General features: G+C 43.4%; 5 protein-coding genes. All 5 read left to right on the forward strand.

The features are described 5' to 3' along the window. Window positions 1–46 precede the first annotated feature (46 nt). The gene (locus D1136_RS09320; RefSeq protein ID WP_161877370.1) at window positions 47–2,413 is read left to right on the forward strand and encodes a hypothetical protein; all 2,367 of its coding nucleotides are present in this window, start codon (window positions 47–49) and stop codon (window positions 2,411–2,413) included. 353 nt (window positions 2,414–2,766) lie between these two features. Then, window positions 2,767–9,252: a hypothetical protein gene (locus tag D1136_RS09325; RefSeq protein ID WP_161877371.1), complete on the forward strand. Its 6,486-nt coding sequence runs from the start codon at window positions 2,767–2,769 to the stop codon at window positions 9,250–9,252. A 5-nt stretch (window positions 9,253–9,257) separates the two neighbouring features. Continuing rightward, window positions 9,258–15,185, forward strand: coding sequence for a gliding motility-associated C-terminal domain-containing protein (locus D1136_RS09330; protein ID WP_161877372.1), 5,928 nt, complete (start codon window positions 9,258–9,260; stop codon window positions 15,183–15,185). Window positions 15,186–15,324: 139 nt separating this feature from the next. After that, complete coding sequence (locus tag D1136_RS09335; RefSeq protein ID WP_161877373.1) at window positions 15,325–16,266, forward strand: PorP/SprF family type IX secretion system membrane protein; 942 nt, start codon at window positions 15,325–15,327, stop codon at window positions 16,264–16,266. Between the two features lie 12 nt (window positions 16,267–16,278). Beyond that, the gene (locus D1136_RS09340; protein WP_161877374.1) at window positions 16,279–18,270 is read left to right on the forward strand and encodes an SPOR domain-containing protein; all 1,992 of its coding nucleotides are present in this window, start codon (window positions 16,279–16,281) and stop codon (window positions 18,268–18,270) included. The last annotated feature ends 79 nt before the right edge of the window (window positions 18,271–18,349 follow it).

Below are 18,349 nucleotides of genomic sequence, written 5' to 3' on the forward strand. Positions count from 1 at the left end.
TTTTTGCTAAAAAAGTATTAATTTTATACCGCATAATGTATGAGTTATGATGAAAACTGCTGCTAAGTATTTGATAATTAGCCTGTTTTTTACTGCTTTTATTTCCTTTGCTCCCCATCGGGAAGCAAAGGCTAATGTAGTATATACAGACTCTATCACATTTAAAATTGACAGTGCCAAGATTGTGGGAAACAATCTCGTTTATTCCATTATGTTTTACCGACATGTTGATGATTGGAGAGGTGCAGGTGGTTTACAGGATACTTTAATGGGAGATGTCGATTTGTATTTCTGGATGAATGATATGGTTTTCAATAAGGACGTTTTCCCGACGGTGTCCCGAAAACATCCGAACATAGATCATTCCCAGGATTTTCTTCGTTTTGAACGGGTAGATTATTATGCCGGACGTTTTCAGGTGAAACTGGCAAAAAATACGGCGGCTATGGCGCCTAAGTATATCGAGATACCTTATAATACACCGGTGGAATTGTGTCAGATACAAATGCCGTTGAATTATGTGGACCGCAACCCGGGATTCCGGTGGGATACGGTGGCTACCGGAGGATTTTCCAATATCGGAGAACCTCTGGAAATTGCTTTTAAAGGAGATATCCTGCAAAATCCTGATCCGGCTATCGTGCTTGAAGATTATGCCAAAAAGGTATATGTGTGTGAAGGCGATAGGACTAAAATCTGGGCCAAGGGCTTTTCAGCCGGAGAAGAATTATCCATTTCCTGGCTGATGTCGAAAGATAAAAACTTTACGAATCCTGTGAAGTTTACTTCCAATATTACAGGCACTAAGGTAGGTACCAGCCAGGTGCATTATACGGGAAGCGTGATAACCCCCGATGGCACCTTGAGTTATGAAGTTTCTTCCATGAATGTGGCTAAGGATAGCCGGGTAGATACCCTGATGATATTGAATGCGCCCCAATGGTTGGATAGCATGTATTTCCAGTGTGTCTTGTCCGATCCCTCGCTGAGCGTGGGCGACCGGAAGTCATTAGAGGGTGAGACGCAGGTCATTGTCCGGGATAGTATTTTTGGATGGTTTGCTGCTTCAGATCCCAATAACCGGGCGGATGTAGTGACCGGAAATCCTATAGGGGCAAACAACCGGACAGATACCATATTGAAATGTCCTACGGGAGTATCTTATGTTTCTTTCTTCTTTTTCGGACCGGATTGCGGAGAGGATGCCGAGTTTATCGGGAATGAGATGGTCATTAACTATATGACTCAGGATGCATTGGCTAACCGGAAACTGGGAAGTGTGAATCTGACATCCTGGGCAGTTGAGGCTGCTGTAAAAGCGCCTAACGGCAAATGTCTGTTCCGGGGAACGGTGAATTTGCCGGATTCCGTGTCGAATGTAAATGTATGGGTGACCTCTATTTCCACAGCCAAAGGATGTGATAACGGGGCGCCTTATGTGCTTTATGATACAGTGCATATCCGGGATATTGAGGGAGATGTCAATATTAAAAACTCTTTGGCGGATACGACGGTTTCCAGCGGCGAAAAGATGGAACTGAATACTGATTACGTTTATTCCGGTTATGAATTGAAATCCGCTTTGGGAAGTTTGTTGGAATTATCTACCAATCCTAAATATTACCAGGCCTCTTCTGTTTCTTGTACCAATCCTCTCGGTTGTGCCGATACGCTTGTATATAAATACGATATCAGTACCCCGACCGGAACTTGTACGATGGAGGTTAATCAAATCATACATATCAGCGACTGGTATTATGTTGCACTGAAAGTATTTCTGGAAGGGGCTTACCGGAGTTCTACAGGTAATATGAAGACTTATTATTCGGATAATGATCTTTTGCCTCATGTTTCTCCTTATGATAATACAATTGTTCTGGCGAATTTTCCTGCCGGAAAGGCAATTGTAGATTGGATTCAGGTATCCTTGAGACAAGAAAATGATGTGACTGAAGTTGTTGGAAAATCTTCTGTATTTCTTCTGGAAGATGGTTCTATATGTGATTCATTAGGGAATCCTTATGTGAAATTTAAAAACTTGAAACCTTCGGATTATTATTATGTTGTTATAGAGCATCGTAATCATATTATAACGAGAAGTAAATGTGCTTATAACATATCAGCTTTAAAAACGACTCCGACAATAATAGATCTTTCAGATATTGCAAATGTTGCGGGAGGTGCTGTTAAGTTATTGGGAACCGGTATATATGGTCTTTATGTTGGAGATGTAAATCAAGATAATATGGTTGGTGGTGGGGATAAATCCAAGTTGATAGCAGCAGTTTCCCAAGCAGGTTATGTTGTTTTTGATTTGGATTTTGATGGTATTGTAGGCGCTGTGGATAGAAGGCTATTATTGAAAAATTCACCAAGTGCGACAGGAATGTTTGATGTTGGTTGTAGAAAATAAAATTAGGAATAAATTAAGTTATGCAACGAAGACTTATCATACTAATATTTTTTACTATTTGTTATTTTTTAGGTTTTGGGCAAAACTTAGGAATTTCAGATTGTGATTTCTCAAATAATTTTGCTTCTCATGTTGCTGCTGCTCAGGAAGGAGATAATTACGTAGAGATTAATTTTTCGGATGTAAGCGTTAAGAAAGAAACTGATGGATATTTTTATTTGTATTTTACTATAAATTTAAAAGCGTTAGGAACTTGGTATACAGAAAGTGGTTCTAAAGTTAGTGCGAGAAATAAGTATTTAGGTGCATTGGATATTTATTTAGATTTTAATCAAGAGGTATTTGGAAATGTTGTGGCTGAAATATCTCCAATAGAATGTCTTGATTATAATTATAATGAGGATGATGATTTGACATGGCGTGACGCTTATGTTTCTGGAAACGAAACTGTGATAGCAAAGCCTTTACCTAATTTGATTATAGGGGTATTGGGATATAGTGATACTGGTGACGGGGGGTCTTTTGCTTTATCAACTTCAGAATACTTGTATGTAGGTAAGTTTCGTTGGAGACTGAAGGCTGGTGTAACAGGAGGGAAAACAGGCGTTAAATTGCGTATACCAACTATAAGTGGTTATGAAGGTGATGGAACTTATCCGTCAAAAGCATACGATTATAAAACTCAAGTACCGTTTGGTATTTGTCAAACTGGTCCTTCTCTGGATATTGAGTTTGGTGAAGGTGGAGCAGCTCCTGTTATCAACAGTATTACCGGAGATTTAGCGGCATGTGAAGGAGCGTCGGCTACTTATACGGCGGATGTGGAAGATGGGGTTACGCTGAATTGGGTGGTGAAGCAGGGAACGATGAATGTGACTTCGACGGTGGTGGATGGAACGATGACACCTAATGGAAAGAGTGTTAGTTTTAAATGGAAAGATCATACGGCCGGAACGTATTCGATTTGTGCAACGGCAACGAAAGGAGATAAAACCAGTGACGAGAAATGCGAGTCTGTTACGGTGAATGCTGCTCCCGCTTTGGCAGTGACTTCTACGCCGGATGTGAGCGGGGGAGTGTGTACAGGCGATAATATTACTTTGAATGCAACGGCCGGATTGACCAATTATAAATGGTATCTGAACGGAACTTTGATTAACGGGGCAACGACCCGGAGTTATACTCCGACGCTGCCTGTTGTGTCTTCAGTGACATCGGTTACTTATAAGGTAGAGGCGCAGTCGGCAACCGCTTGTCCGGCAAGCGGCGAACTGAACTTGTCCATTCATCCCCAACCGTTGGCTGACGCAACGGTGAAAGTGGGAAATAGTTCTGTAGCCAGTACTGATAACAGGTATTATCTGGGAGATAATATCAACCTGACGGCTAAAAATGTGGATGCGTCAAAATATGATTATTCCTGGGAGAATGCTTCGGGAACAATTTTAGCGACGGGCCCGACTTACAATATTTACGGAGCTACGGAAGCGAATTACCGGCTTGTCCTGAAAGTGAGAAGCAAGACTTCTCCTTATTGTACGGCTACCAAGGAAGTGAATTTAACCCAAAATACCTCTTGTGTACCGGCATTGGCATTGAGCGGTTCGGATAATAACCGGATTTGTCTGCCTAACGGTATCTGTCGCCTGACGGCTGAGTTGACAAATGCTTGCTCTACAACCGTGACGGATTATGTGTGGTACAGAAATGGAGTAAAATTAGATTCCATTGTGGTTTCTAAAGGAGAGAAAAAGAACATCTTCAATGCCGTGGAGGATGGAGATTATACAGTGAAGGTATATACTTACCGGGGAATGCTGACGAAGTCGGTGACGATTTCCAGACGCAACCAGGCTGCTGCAACCATTACGATGCCGGATACCTATTTGGTAACCAGTGGAGGAAGTACTTTGCTGACTCCGAATCCTTCTGCTCCTATTTCCAGTTGGTCCTGGGAGTCTGAGCCTGCCGGTATGATAGCTACGGGTGCTACTTCCCAGTATCCGACCACAGCCTCTCTTTCTGCTCCTGTTAAATTTTATGTGTATGCTCAGGATCAGTACACCTGCTGGTTGATGGATAGTACATGGGTAAGGATTTCCAATGATGCGTTGAATGTGAAAATAAAACCGGAGAATCCGATTGTCTGCCAGGGAGGTAGTGTTACCTTAAAAGCAGAAGTGAGCGGTGGTGATGGTGCCTATACTTATAGCTGGAGCAGTGACGAATACGGTTCCAGTACATCCGCATCCTGTTTTTTCCAGGATGATGCGTTATTTGCAACCGGTTCGACCCGTTTGGTGAATAAAATATTGACGGTGACCGACGGAGCCGGACATACCGGAGTGGCTAAAACTGTAGTTCAGATTGTGACGACTCCTAATCCCAATTTGGGAATCTCCGGTGGAGGTGCGGTATGCGAGGGAAATGTCCTGACTGTTACCGGAGGCAATGCTGCTGCTCTGACGGGGGGTTATGTATGGTATATCCGGGATAATACAACCGGGGCTATTTATACGAGAATGGCTTCGGCTGCGAAAGATACTATCAAATTGGGAACCCGGGGTGATTATTATGTCTGGGTATCGGGAAAAACGGCTGCCTGTGCTTCTGATACTACCGGTAAGGGAGTTGCGGTGAAGGTAAACGGATTTGATCTGGCCTTTACAACCCATCCGTCCAATTATAAGCTGGGAGCAACCATAGAGGCCGGGGTTACAGCTTCTAACGGAGCACAGCCTTATACTTTCAATTGGACTTCTCCTGCCGAAGGTGTGGCTTTGAGCGGGAACACAATCAATCCGAATAATTTTAAACTGGTCGGGGCCAGTGCTCCGGAATATACCTTCAGGGTAACTGCTACGGATGCTAATGGTTGTAGCAAGACCATTGAAGAAAAAGTAGAAAACACTATTTCCGGAGGTTTGAAAGTAACAGTACCGGATGAAGTAAATTTGTGCCGGCAAGGTGCTCCGGTTATGACCGCTACGGTAACGGGAGGTACTCCTTCTTATAAATTTGAATGGTATCAGGCCGGGAACGAAAGTTCGATTTTGTATACGAAACAAGGCGGACCAGCTGAGACGACCAATACTTATATTGCTTCGGGAAGTTATACGACAGATACGAAGATGGTGGTAAGGGTAACGGATGCTACCGGACTGATCAGCCGCGATACCGTATTGATTAAAGTCAGAAATGATTTGACTGCACCTCAGATTGATGCCGGCGATCCGATGACGATTGCTTATAATACGCAGACTTATTTGTTGGGTACGGTGATCAGCGGTAATCCGACGAGTTGGACCTGGGCTGATGCAGCTATGCTGGCTTCCGGTAAGAATACGGCTAATCCGTATACGGTGGCTTTGACAAGCGAGACGATTTATACTGCTTACGCTACGGATGCTAACCAATGTACCAGCGCGGCAGATCAGGTGACTGTCAGGGTGACGGATGACCATAATTATAAGTTGGCGGTGAAGATAGACCCTATTGCTTTGTTGTGCCGGGGAAGTGAAGTGACCATGAATGCAGTGGTAACCCCTCAGGACCGGGCTATCAGTGCGTGGAAGTGGGGAACCTCTTTAGCTGCTGCAGACGGTAGTTTTGATGCTGTTACAAATAAAAATCCTCTCTTTACTATCACGAATGTTACGGCTTCTTCTGCTGATATTATCGTGAAAGTGACTGATAATGCCAATGTTGCAGCAACCGATAAGATTACGGTAACTTTGCAGAATGCTATGGCTCCGGTTTTACAGATTACCGGCTTTAATACCAGCAGTGGTACAAATAATATTTGTTCCCTGGAAGACTTGAGAGTATCTTCAACGAACGGAGTTGCTTTAGGTACTTGTACGTGGTATGTCGGAGGGGTTGAAAAACAAAAAGGAAATTCTGTTACTTATAAACCTTCAGCCAGTGCTGATGAATTCCAGAATATCAAAGTATCTGCATTGTCTTCTGCCGGATGTCCGGCTACCGGAGCTACGGAGGTCGGAATAATTGTACATCCGAAGCCGGTATTGGCATGGAGGGATGCTGGAATGGCTCAGGCTGCACCAGGAGATGTGGTAAAAGTGACGGCTTATCTGGATCCGGTGACTTCCGGACAATATACGTATACGTGGAATCATGCCGGCACCTCAAGTTCGGTTCATTTTACCGATGAAGGTACTACAGCGGGTAATTTAACGGAAGTAAGCAGTACTGCCGATGGAACGGCTGATGTTGCTACACAGCCTTATTATTTCAAAGTGAAAGTCAGGGATGGAAATGGTTGTGAGTCTTTGGAAATAGATTCTATTATTACGGTAGACGGTGCTGCTTTGTCAGTAAAATTGGAGGCCTTGAACGGTGGATTCTGTCAGGGAGGTGCTGCTATATTGCAGGCTGAAGTGACTGGAGTGGCCAATTCCAATGTGAATTTTGAATGGTATAAGGGAACAATCCGGATTAGTGGAGCAACGGGGCCGGAATTGGTTGTGGCAAATCCGAATACGACAGACCAGTATAAGGTGAAAGTATCTTTGAAAAGTGATGCGACCAGAACCGGAGAATCTTCGTTTGTTACTTTGACGCAAAAATCAGGAATTGCTCCTGATATAGCAGGTGTGGATATGAGAATTCCGACCGGAACCAAAACAGCGTTGGTAGCTAATACCACTGCTGATATTCAATCCTGGAAATGGTATCCGGAAAATAAACTGGCTTCCGGAGAGAATACGTTGCCTTCTCCCTATACTACTTTGTTGTCGGCACAGACGATATATACCGTTTGCGGTGTGGATGGAAACGGTTGTATCGGAGTTGATGACGATGTTCAGGTAAATATGATGAACGGTTTGAATCCGGGAACTTTTGATCCGGAACTGTTTGTAAAAGTAATTCCTCCGAGAGATACCATTTGTGAAGGCAATGAATTGGATTTGCGTGCCGAGGTATGGTCTTCTATTGGCGGTACTCCGACCTATAGTTGGAAACCTTCAACTCATCTGGGAGCGGATGTATCTTCTGCCAGTGTGAAATTTGGTCCGGTAAGTACATCGGGAGATTATTCCTATACGGTATTGGTAAATGTAAACGGTATGGTGGCTGCAGGACGTGCTGATATTGTAGTTGTCCCGGGTGTTATTCCGAATCTGGTGGTGGATGCCGGTTCGGGAGCACATTGTGCCGGAAATGATTTGGTTTTGACTGCCAATAATATCGGTAGTAGTGTGAATTTGACTTATACCTGGACGGTGAACGGAACAGTGCAGTCTGTAACAGGCAATACCTATACCTGGCCGGCGACCGGTTTGACGGCAAATTACCATGTGAAGGTAACGGCAAAGAGTACGGACCACTGTATTTCTACTACTTATGAAGATGACTTTACGATTGATCCGGCAGTAGAATTACAAAAACTGCAGGTTATCGATAGTTGCGGTCAGGTTATCCTGGTTGCAGATGCGGGAGCGGGTGCTGCTTATAGCTGGACGATTAAATCCGGTTCTGTTCAGGCTTCTGCGAATAATGACACCTGTCGGGTGGTTTATCAGGGAATATTGAATGCAGCTTCGGCTTCTTATACGGTGAATGTTGAAGCTACTCCGCAAAATGGCGGATGTAAGGCTACTAAAGATGTGACAGGTAAGATTTACTTTAAGCCGCGTGCTGAGTTTGCAGCCTGGACTCCGGATGGAGAAACTACCGGTTTGCCTTATATGATGGTAGAGAAAAACGATAATGTAACCCTGAGTTTGAATCAGGCAAACTGGAACCTTACGTCTGCCATGGCGGCCGTAAATATCGACTGGACAGCGGAACATACATCAAGTCTGACTCCTTCTGCCAACCAGACTTCTTGTACCGTTAATTCTATCCAGCAGGATGATTCAGTTTATATCAGGATTGCCAATAAAGAAGCTGAGACCTGTATGGTTTCCGATACGATGCCGCTTTACCTCTATCCGGAAGCACCGAGCATCCGAATCGATACGGTGGACGGAAGCCTGGTAAATGCCGCTCTTTACCTGGATGGAGCTGATAAGTATACCATCTGGAGCCGGAAGTGGGATCCGTATTGCTTGACTACAAAGTTTACGGGTGATCAGGTATATAAAAAAGAGGCAACCGTTTCTGATCATATTTGGAGTGAGCCTGATATGAGCGATACTTTAAAATTTTATTATGCTACTTCTATCAAAACGATACAAGCCCGTGAATGGGAAAGTAAAGTTACAAGTGATACGGTTGGGTATTATTTATTTGATTTAAATGTAAATAGCGGTTTAAGCTCCGATAATTATATGGCAATTTATTTTGATTTTGCTGCAATGGGATGCTCAACAATCAAGGATCTTGCTCAACGATTAGGAGATGGTGGTACAACTTTAAGTTTCTACTTATATGATTATCCAACTCAGAGTACCAAGATGTTCAAATATCTTGCAACTCTCAACAAGTTAATTCCGGATGATGGAACACAACTAACTGTTGATAACGGATATGTTATTATCAGACCTACGAATAAAACTAAGTTTATGCAATATGGTGTATTGTCGCAGAATTCTTTTGAAATAAAACATACGAATACAACGACAACAAACTATAATTGGATTTATGCATTACTGCAAAAAACCGATAAATTAGATTTAACTTCTTTGTGTAAAACTGATTTTGCTAAGGTTATGAAATTATACCGATGGGATTTTGCAAAGCAAAAAACAGTGATAATAACTAATATATCTGGAGGAACATCTATTATAGGTGCTAATAAATCTCCGTTTATCCCTCTGGAAGTATTTTCAACGGATTTACTTCCAGCTGAAAATTCATTAATTTGGAAATAAGGATTATGAAACGATTACTTGTTGTAGTTTTATTTATTATTGGTATTCAGTTGAATATTTTCGGGCAAGGATGTCCTTCTGCTTTGATAGTGATGCAGGGGTTACCATGCCAAATAACAGATCCATCCCATATCACTTGGTCTATTGTAAAACAGGGAGGAACTGCGACAGAGACTTCGACTACTGACTGGGTGTTAGACGAGGATATGATATCAATAAATCCTCAGGAGTTACATGCACAATCTCCATTTAATAAAGACGGAGAATCTGTGACTATCTCTGTCACCATTAAATCGACAAGCGATTGTGCTGCAGACTATTCGGGAAGTGTGACTATAGCTTATGATATGAGTGGGTGTTTATATAATGATGGTGTGGGTGTATTCTTGAATATAACTTTAACACCTCCTGCTGCTCCTGATCCGGAGATTACTGCACCAAATCTTTGTAAAGGAGCATCGGGGAATATCACCATTACGAATGTAACCGATTTTTCAAAATATACTTTAACGGTTAATCCTTCTGCAGGAATTACGTTGGGAACGTTGGGGGCAACAACTTCTATTCAGGTGGCCAATACGGCTGCTGCCGGTGCTCATACTTTGACACTGACTGCGAAAGACGGAAGTGCCGGTCCCTGGACGAAACAATTTACGGTGAATGCAGGTCCGACGCTGGCTATCACGCCGAGTTTGTCTAATGCCGGCAAGGGGTATATTTGCTCCGGAGGTTCTAATAATTCTTCCGTAACCTTGACCGCTACGAATATAGCCAATTATAATTATCAGTGGAGTGGTGCCGGGACGGGAACGGCTGCTACTTTGAATGCGACAGCAGCCGGTAATTATACGGTGAAGGTGACTCCGAAAAATGCCGGCGCAGGATGTCCTGCAGAGGCTACTATTACAGTGGAAAAATTGACAGCTCCGAGTGCTCCTGTTATTGCTACTCCTGCTAAAACAGATGTTTGCCGGAAAGATGGCGGAAAGACTACTTTAACTGTGAATAATGCGAATAACAGTTATACCTATAACTGGTCACCGTCAGGAACAGGGAAATCCTTAGATGTCGCTCATAGCGGAGTACCGACAAGCGGACAGAATTATACGGTAACGGCTAATGACGGAAAATGTAAATCCAATGCTTCCACAGCTGTGAAGTTGACGGGACATGAAGTGAGTGTACAGGCCAAGATTAATGGTGCCGGAAGTACAGCTACTGTTCCTTATAATGCTTCGGCTACATTGACAGGTACGGTGACGTTTACTCCGACTTCGGGATCTACGGGTGCTACCTATACATGGTCCGGAGGAGGAGGCATAGCGACTTCGGGAACGGATGCGAGCGATAAAACGAAGGCGACTACTAATCCTTTGACAACAGGAGGTACTTATACGTTGAAGGTAGTTGATGCTTATCAGTGTGAAGCCAGCGGAAATGTAGTGTATACGATGCAAGGCGGACCTTTGAGTGTGACCCTGACCGATTTGTATGTGTGTGCCGGTGTTAAACAACAATTAAGTTGTAATCTTTCCGGTGGTTCAGGTAGTGCGACTCCAACTTATAAGTGGAGTTCTTCCGATGGACTGACTTTTGACAATGCGAATTCGGCAACACCTAAGATAACGACGACTACTCCGGGTACTTATCATGTGAAAGTAGAGGTGGAGAAGCTACCTCAGAAGGCAACCTCGAATGAGGCTACCATAACCATCGGAGACCAACCTGAATTGGGAACAGCAACGGTTTATAAGAATGGTACAGCGTTGGGAAGTAGTGATGTGATCTTGCCGGGAAGTGTGGTGGATATTCAGATTCAAGGTATTCATTTGCCTAACGGTACCAAGTATGCCTGGACGGATGCAAGCCATATTGTTGATAGCGAGGGAGCTGACCATTTGTCGGTTACCACCAAAGCATTGACAAAGGGAAATCCTTGTGTTAAATTGGTTGTGACGAATGCTGATAACAAATGTCCCGATGAACAACAGGTTTGCCTGAATGTCAACGGTACTGAATTTACTTTGGCCGTACAGGGAAATGCATCGGTTTGTGAAGGTTCAACCACAACACTGACTGCTCAGACTAACGGTGGGGTGAAGCCGATTAAATCTTATACCTGGAATTGCGGTGCTGGATTGGAATATACTTTGTCGGCTGATAAAGCATCGTTGACGGTGAAAGCGAATACTCCGGTTGGAACCTATAATGGTTCTGTGGAAGTGGAAGATAGTAAAGGAAATACAGCGACACAGAACTTTACGGTAAAAGTGAAACCGATGCCGGTATTTACTGCTGTGCCTGTCAGTCCTCAGACGGTGAAAGCAGGAAATAAAGTGATGCTGACAGCTTCCGCCAATCCGGCTACGACAGAGTTGAAATGGGCTGGTACTCCTGCTGATGCTCAGGTAGGAACGGCAGGAACGGCTTCAATTAATGCCGGAACTTTTAATGCAGCAGGTGGCGCTTATCCTTATACAATTACTGCAACTCTTGACGGATGTTCCATCGATTCTACCATTTTGGTGAATGTCGTTGAAAAAACGGCTGATATTGTGATTGCTGCAAATAATGCCACCATCTGTGAAGGTGATATGACGAATAATAAATTGAGTGCGAGTGCGACTGGTGGTTCGGGTACGTTAAGTTATAACTGGACTGTGATAAGCGGAGATTTGCAGTTGAGTACAACTTTCGGTAATCTGGTGTCTGTTACGGGCGGTTCTGTCGGTTCTCATACCGTCAGGGTAACTGTTACGGACGGCGGTGCTGATCCTGCGCCTTCTCAATATAAAGATATTACGGTTAACATTTCCCGTAAACCGGTTATTAATTCTATAGTAGTAAATAATCTTACGAAAGGAACTACGAATGTCACTACGGCTGATTATGGGGATTTATTGGAATTGGTAGGTACGGTTGATCCGAATACAGCAACTTGCACTTGGTCGGAGACAGGATCTGATTTGCAGTCTGCGAACGGTAGTACAGTAAATACCAAACCTGTATCTGGAATGAATACCTTTACGCTGACTGCAAGGTCTGGTGATGGTTGTACAGCTACCCAATCAGTTACCGTTACTGTGAAGAAACCTGACACCGGTGGTTTGTTGGAATTGTCTTTGGAAAGGAAATGTGCCGATTCCGGAGAAGATATGCTTTTGACCATGACTCCCTCAGGAGGTACGACATATAGCTTTACCCTCCGGAATAACAAAGGACTTGCGCTGGATTTTGACGGAGCAGGCCCATGGACCCATCCGATATCTTTAGGAGATCAGGATACTTATTTTGTATCTGACTTTAAAGCTTTTAAAAATGGATTGCAGGTTAATCCGAGTCAGGTTATTCCGATGGAGATAGAAGCGTTGTTCCATTCTACTCCGGTGATTACCATTGCAGAGGGGAATGTGGTATCTGTTTGCGAAGGAGATGAGCTTTCTTTAAAGGCAAGCAGTCAGTTGGCTAATACGGTTTATGAGTGGGATAATGATGTACAGAACGGTCAGCCTTTCTTCCCGACAGCTTCCGGCGTTTATACGGTTACGGCAACAAGTGAGCAGGGATGTAAGTCTACTTCTACCGTAAATGTAACCATGGTACCGAAACCGACCGTGACCATTACGGCTTCTGATGATGATATTTGCCTTGGAGAATCGGTTACTCTGACTGCAGGTGGTGCTGCTGAATATCTTTGGAATAACGATGAGACGGGTGAAACTATTACAGTGCAGCCGAATGTGGGAGGTACGGTTACTTATATTGTAACGGGTACGGAGGCAGTGAACGGGTGTTCGCAGGAAGCTCCGGTTACCATTAATGTGAATGAGCCTCCGATGATTGTTTCTACCGGTCGGGTGGAACGTAGTATTGCTATTGGCAAGGGAGTTGTCTTTTCAGTGAAATCTACCGGTAAAAATTTGAAATATCAGTGGAAACGCTGGGATGGAGCTGCTTGGTTCGGTTTGACGGATGACAATAGTTCCATGCCGACGATTGCAGGATCCCAGACTGATTCTTTGAGATTGGGAGATGTTCCGCAGAGTTGGGATGGAGCCCAGTTCCAATGTGTTGTGACGAATGATTGCGGTACGGCAGATACTACATTCTTGTTGCATGTGAAAGAATGTTTTGAAATTCTGGATATAGAATGGGATATGTGTGAAGGTATCCGTCCGGAAGTTGACCCTGACGTTCAGGTAGATGGTTGGTATTGTCCGGGTTCCCGGATTGGTATCTGTGCCCGTCTGGTGCTGGATGAAGATGTCGAGGTTGATGTGGATATGCGGGATGCAGTCTTTAAATGGACCGTTGACGGTTTGCGTACGGATGATGGTCGTTGGGGTGAAATGGTATTTATTTCTGATTCCAGCAAATTGAGTTGGATTCCGCCGATGATGTGGCAGGATAATATTACCGTTGGATTATGTGCCTATATTGATGGTGCCTGTGATACCCTTTGCAAGAGCTATCTGCGTTTGAAAGCAACTCCGTTTGCTGATTTGGCCTGGAAGCTGAGGACTTCTGTTGATGAGCCGAGAATGTTCTGTCCGGGAGATACCGTTACTTGCTGGATTGATGACCCGAACCAGACAGCCGGTTTGAATCCGACTTACAAATGGTATAATGATATTTTTGATTTGTCAGAAGAGGAGTGTCCTAATAATAAAGTGGTTAGTTTGGAGAATGATAATGTTGTGATGGTGATGGGACAACAAGATACGTGGGTGAAAGTGATTATGACTCCTTCGCCTGAAATTTGTACCCGTGAACCTCAGTATCTGGACACTGCTTTCTTAAGAGTGAAACAGATTGTTGAACCTAAGTTTTCTATTTGGTGTGAGGATACGCTGGCTTGTCTGAACGATGAGATTTATCTGGAAGCCCAATGGGAAAATGCCGGTGAAAATCCGACTTTCGAGTGGACCCGCAGTATTGGTTATCCTTACTGGAATTTGGGATATGCTTATAATGCCAAAACAATATTGGATAATGATGATATGTGGATTAAATGTATTCTGAAACCTTCCGATGAAGTTTGTTTTAATCAGGATACTGTCTTTGCCGATGCTGTGCAGATTAAGGCGATCAAAGATCCCAAGGTGTATATTTTTGCCGATTTGGATGGTAAGGTTGAAGGAGATGAGATTGTCGTAGAATCTGATATTACTCAAATGCCGGTGTTGAATCCGACTTATATCTGGTATGTGAATGACTTGATTGCTCCGGAAACTTCTGAAGAGTTGATATCTTCTTCCTTCCATCAGGGGGATAAGGTACAATTGGGTGTCAGAGGCGAACGGTTGTGTCAGAATCAGGTATTGTCTAATATTCTGTCTATTGACTTTGACGGTTCCAGCCGGGATACATTGGTTGTCATTTATCGCGGCGAACGAATCAGAGACCTGAATATGTTTAAACCGGGAGATGAAGCTTGTGAGTTCTTTATCGCAGAAAACGGTTATACCGGAAGTGCGAAAGTATTCATGGGAATTGACGGTATTTTCAATTATGTACCTGACCCGGATTTCACTGGTAAGGAAAAAGTCACCTATAAGGTGGTGAACCGGTATACCGGAAATGTCCAGATCGGTTACATTTATATTCAGGTGAAAGATAAAGACCGCTTCTTTATACCGAATATTATCACTCCGAATAACGATGGTTTGAATGATACTTGGAAACTGGACTTCTTAGCTGATTATCCGGAACATCAGATTACGGTTTATAACCGGAATGGTAAAATTGTTTTCCGGGCCACGAATTATCAGAACGACTGGGATGGAACCGGTAAGGGAAATAGCGGATATGTGGCTTACTTTAATTTAGCGAATGGTATTTACACTTATGTCATAGAGTTGGGTAATAAGGAAATATTGAAGGGTTGGTTGGAAATCAGAAGAGATATGAACAGAGGTAAATATTCCAGATAAAAGTGTTTTTTGAAAATTTTTATTAGGGAAATCTCCTTCCGGCCTTGTAAAAGGCCGGGGAGATCTTTCTCCGTATATGGGAGTTAGTGGGGAAGATGAAGAAAGTATGCAGAAAACAGTCAGTATAATATAAGTAAATATGAGATTTGTTATTGTTGGTTTATTGCTATTTACGTCGGCCTTCGGGGCTTTTGCACAGAGTAATATCCTGAGGTTTACGGATTATTCGATGGTACAGCCTATCATTAATCCGTCATGCATGGGATTGGAGGATGGAATTGGCGGATTGTTGTTGTATCGGAGCCGTTTTGAGAAATCGGATTACTGGCCTTCTACCGGTGTTTTTAATATCAATGCCGGCATGCCTCATAAAAACCTGGGAGGAGGGATTAATCTCGTATTTGATAAGTATGGACCTTACTCCAAATTGAATGCTTACGTGGCAGGTTCTTATAAGTTGAAGGTGAATGAAGGGAAGTATCTGTTTTTCGGTTTGCAGGCCGGAGTGAACTATGTAAGCAATGAAGGGAATTACAAGAAGGCTGATGATGAGATTATTTTTAGTGATAATTATAGTCAGCCGAACTTTGGAGTTGGATTGCATTTCCAGACGGATAAGTTTTTTGTCGGAGCCTCTGTTCCGGAGTTCAGGTACAATACGATAGATGAAGAAGGGAATAAAATCAACGACCTGATGTCGGATATGCTGAAAATGTTCTTTTATGGCGGTTACCGGTTTAGTGTGGGACAAAATACGGAATTGTTGCCTTATTCTTATCTGACTTATTCGGGAGAAGAAGGGACTACACTGGATTTGGGAATTAAGCTGCTCTATAAAAAGAGTCTGGAGTTTGGGTTGCAATACCGTACAGAGGAGGCTTTTGCCGCTATGGTGAAGGTGAGATTGGCAAATGAGTTGTGGTTGGGTTATTCTTTTGAAGGAAACAATTCGGACATCGATAATAGTTTTAACAGTGTACAGGAGATTGGATTGACTTTCCGTTTTGGAAAGAAAGGAAAGAAGTCGTCTGTTTCGGAAGAAAAGTATGATGAGAATATTAATTCAATCCGGTATTTTTAAACATAGGGATGAATGAAATTATTTTTAATTCTATCATTGGGGGTTTTCCTGTCTTTTGATACTTTGGCGCAATCCCGCGCAGATAAGTTTTTTGAACGCGGGGATTATCTGGAGGCTTTGAAGGCGTATCAGAGGGAATTGGAAACCGTAGGAGATCGGGGAACAGAGCAAAGCGATTTGCTGAAAATGCGGATAGCGAACTGTTTTTTTCATTTGAATGATGTAGTTCGTGCGGGACAGATGTATAAGGCGGTGAATCCGGATTTGCTCGGAGCGGAAGACCTGACTTTTTATGCTATTACTTTGTTGCGTTCGGGGGAATATGACAAAGCTGCAGAACAGGTTGAGCTGGCTGAGACTTTGGGGGCCGATCCTTTAGTAGTAGACCGAATCAAAGGGTCCTGTGATTTTGCTAAAGAGGTGGCCCGTGAGAAACCTGTTTACTCAGCCGTGAAAACGAAGATTGATTTTGCGGGTTTTTCTGCCGGAGTGACTTACTATAAAAACCGCAGTATTATTGTTGCTGCGCCCGGAACCGGAGAAGATGCATTGAAAGATAGCCGGGGATATAAGGTGACCCGTTTGTATAATGCTGTGTTTACAGGAGACGGAACCAGTGGAAGATTATTGCCTTTTGCCGAAGGTCTGGCAGATAAGTATCATATCGGAGCGGTTACTTTCACGAAGGATTTTAAACGGATGTATTACACCCGTACTATTTTGAAAAAAGATGGGTCGAGTATATTGAAGCTGATGACAGCCGAAGAGGAAGGGGGAAAATGGGGAAATGTGGAAGAATTGGATATTAATTCGGATGATTATTCTTGTGCTCATCCTTGTTTGTACAGGGATTCTCTGTTGTTTTTTGTTTCCGATATGCCGGGAGGAATGGGAGGCAAGGATATTTACATGACTACAGTACAAGGGCCGCATTGTGGTGAAATCCGTAATCTGGGAGAGAGAATCAATACCATATTTGATGAGTTGTTTCCTTTTATGGCTGAGGACGGCCGGTTGTATTTTTCTTCGAATGGGCATGTCGGATTGGGAGGATTGGATGTTTTTGTGTCACAGATGTTGCCGGATGGTTCCTGGTCGGAACCGCAGAATATGGGACGTCCCATAAATTCTTCTATGGACGATTTTGCCCTGGTATTCCGCGATACAGACTGTAAGGACGGGTATGTTTCTTCGAACCGGGGAGGAACGGGATATAATGACTTTCTGTTTTCCGTGCGTTTGCTGCCTTCCCGTAAGGTCCCGGAACGAATACAGACCCCGAAGAGCCAGCAAAGGGTGCCGCAGGAGGAAATGTTTACGGTGGATTATCGGTATGCCATACAGATTGGTGCTTTCCGTAATCCGGTGCCAAGGGTGTATTTCGACAGTTTCAAGAATGTGAAGGTATATCTGGGATATGACAATATTTACCGTTATACCGTGGGAGAATACCCGGAAGAACAATTGGCTGAAATAGAACTCCCTCAGGTGAAAAGAAAAGTTCCCGATGCTTTTGTCATGAATGTGGATAAATATGTGGCAGAGAAAAAGATTCAGAATGGTGTGAAGGGGGATCCCATCAGTGATGATGAATTGTTATTGAGGCGGTTGAAGAATTTTGAGAAAATGGAGAAACATAAGCCTTCTGCGCCTCCGGTACGCCGTTATTTGGATAAACCGAAAGACAGTGAATTGCGGATGGCCGGAGAGGGATATACGGTGGTGCTGATGTCTGCTGACCGTGTGTTTGAGCCCTCGAAGTTTTCCGGTATAGATGATGTAGATGTTTTTGCTATCCAGAAAGGAAAGTATATGTATTGTTCCGGGAATTATGCTTCTATTGAAGAAGCCCATAATCAATTGGATAAAGTGCAACAAAACGGTTTTAAGAATGCCTATATCATTCAGCGCGGAAGAAGCAGGGAATACAGCGAAACCCGTCCCTCTTCCTCAATGGCGTCGCGGCGTAATACTGCCGATCTGAAACAGTTGCTGAATTTTTAACAGGGAGATAGTTATAGGCCAGTGTTCAGTGCTGGAAAAGTCATTCGTTGAGGGTTCGGCGAATGACTTTTTGATTTTG

Source organism: Odoribacter sp. Z80 (genome assembly GCF_009935865.1).
GTDB lineage: Bacteria > Bacteroidota > Bacteroidia > Bacteroidales > Marinifilaceae > Odoribacter.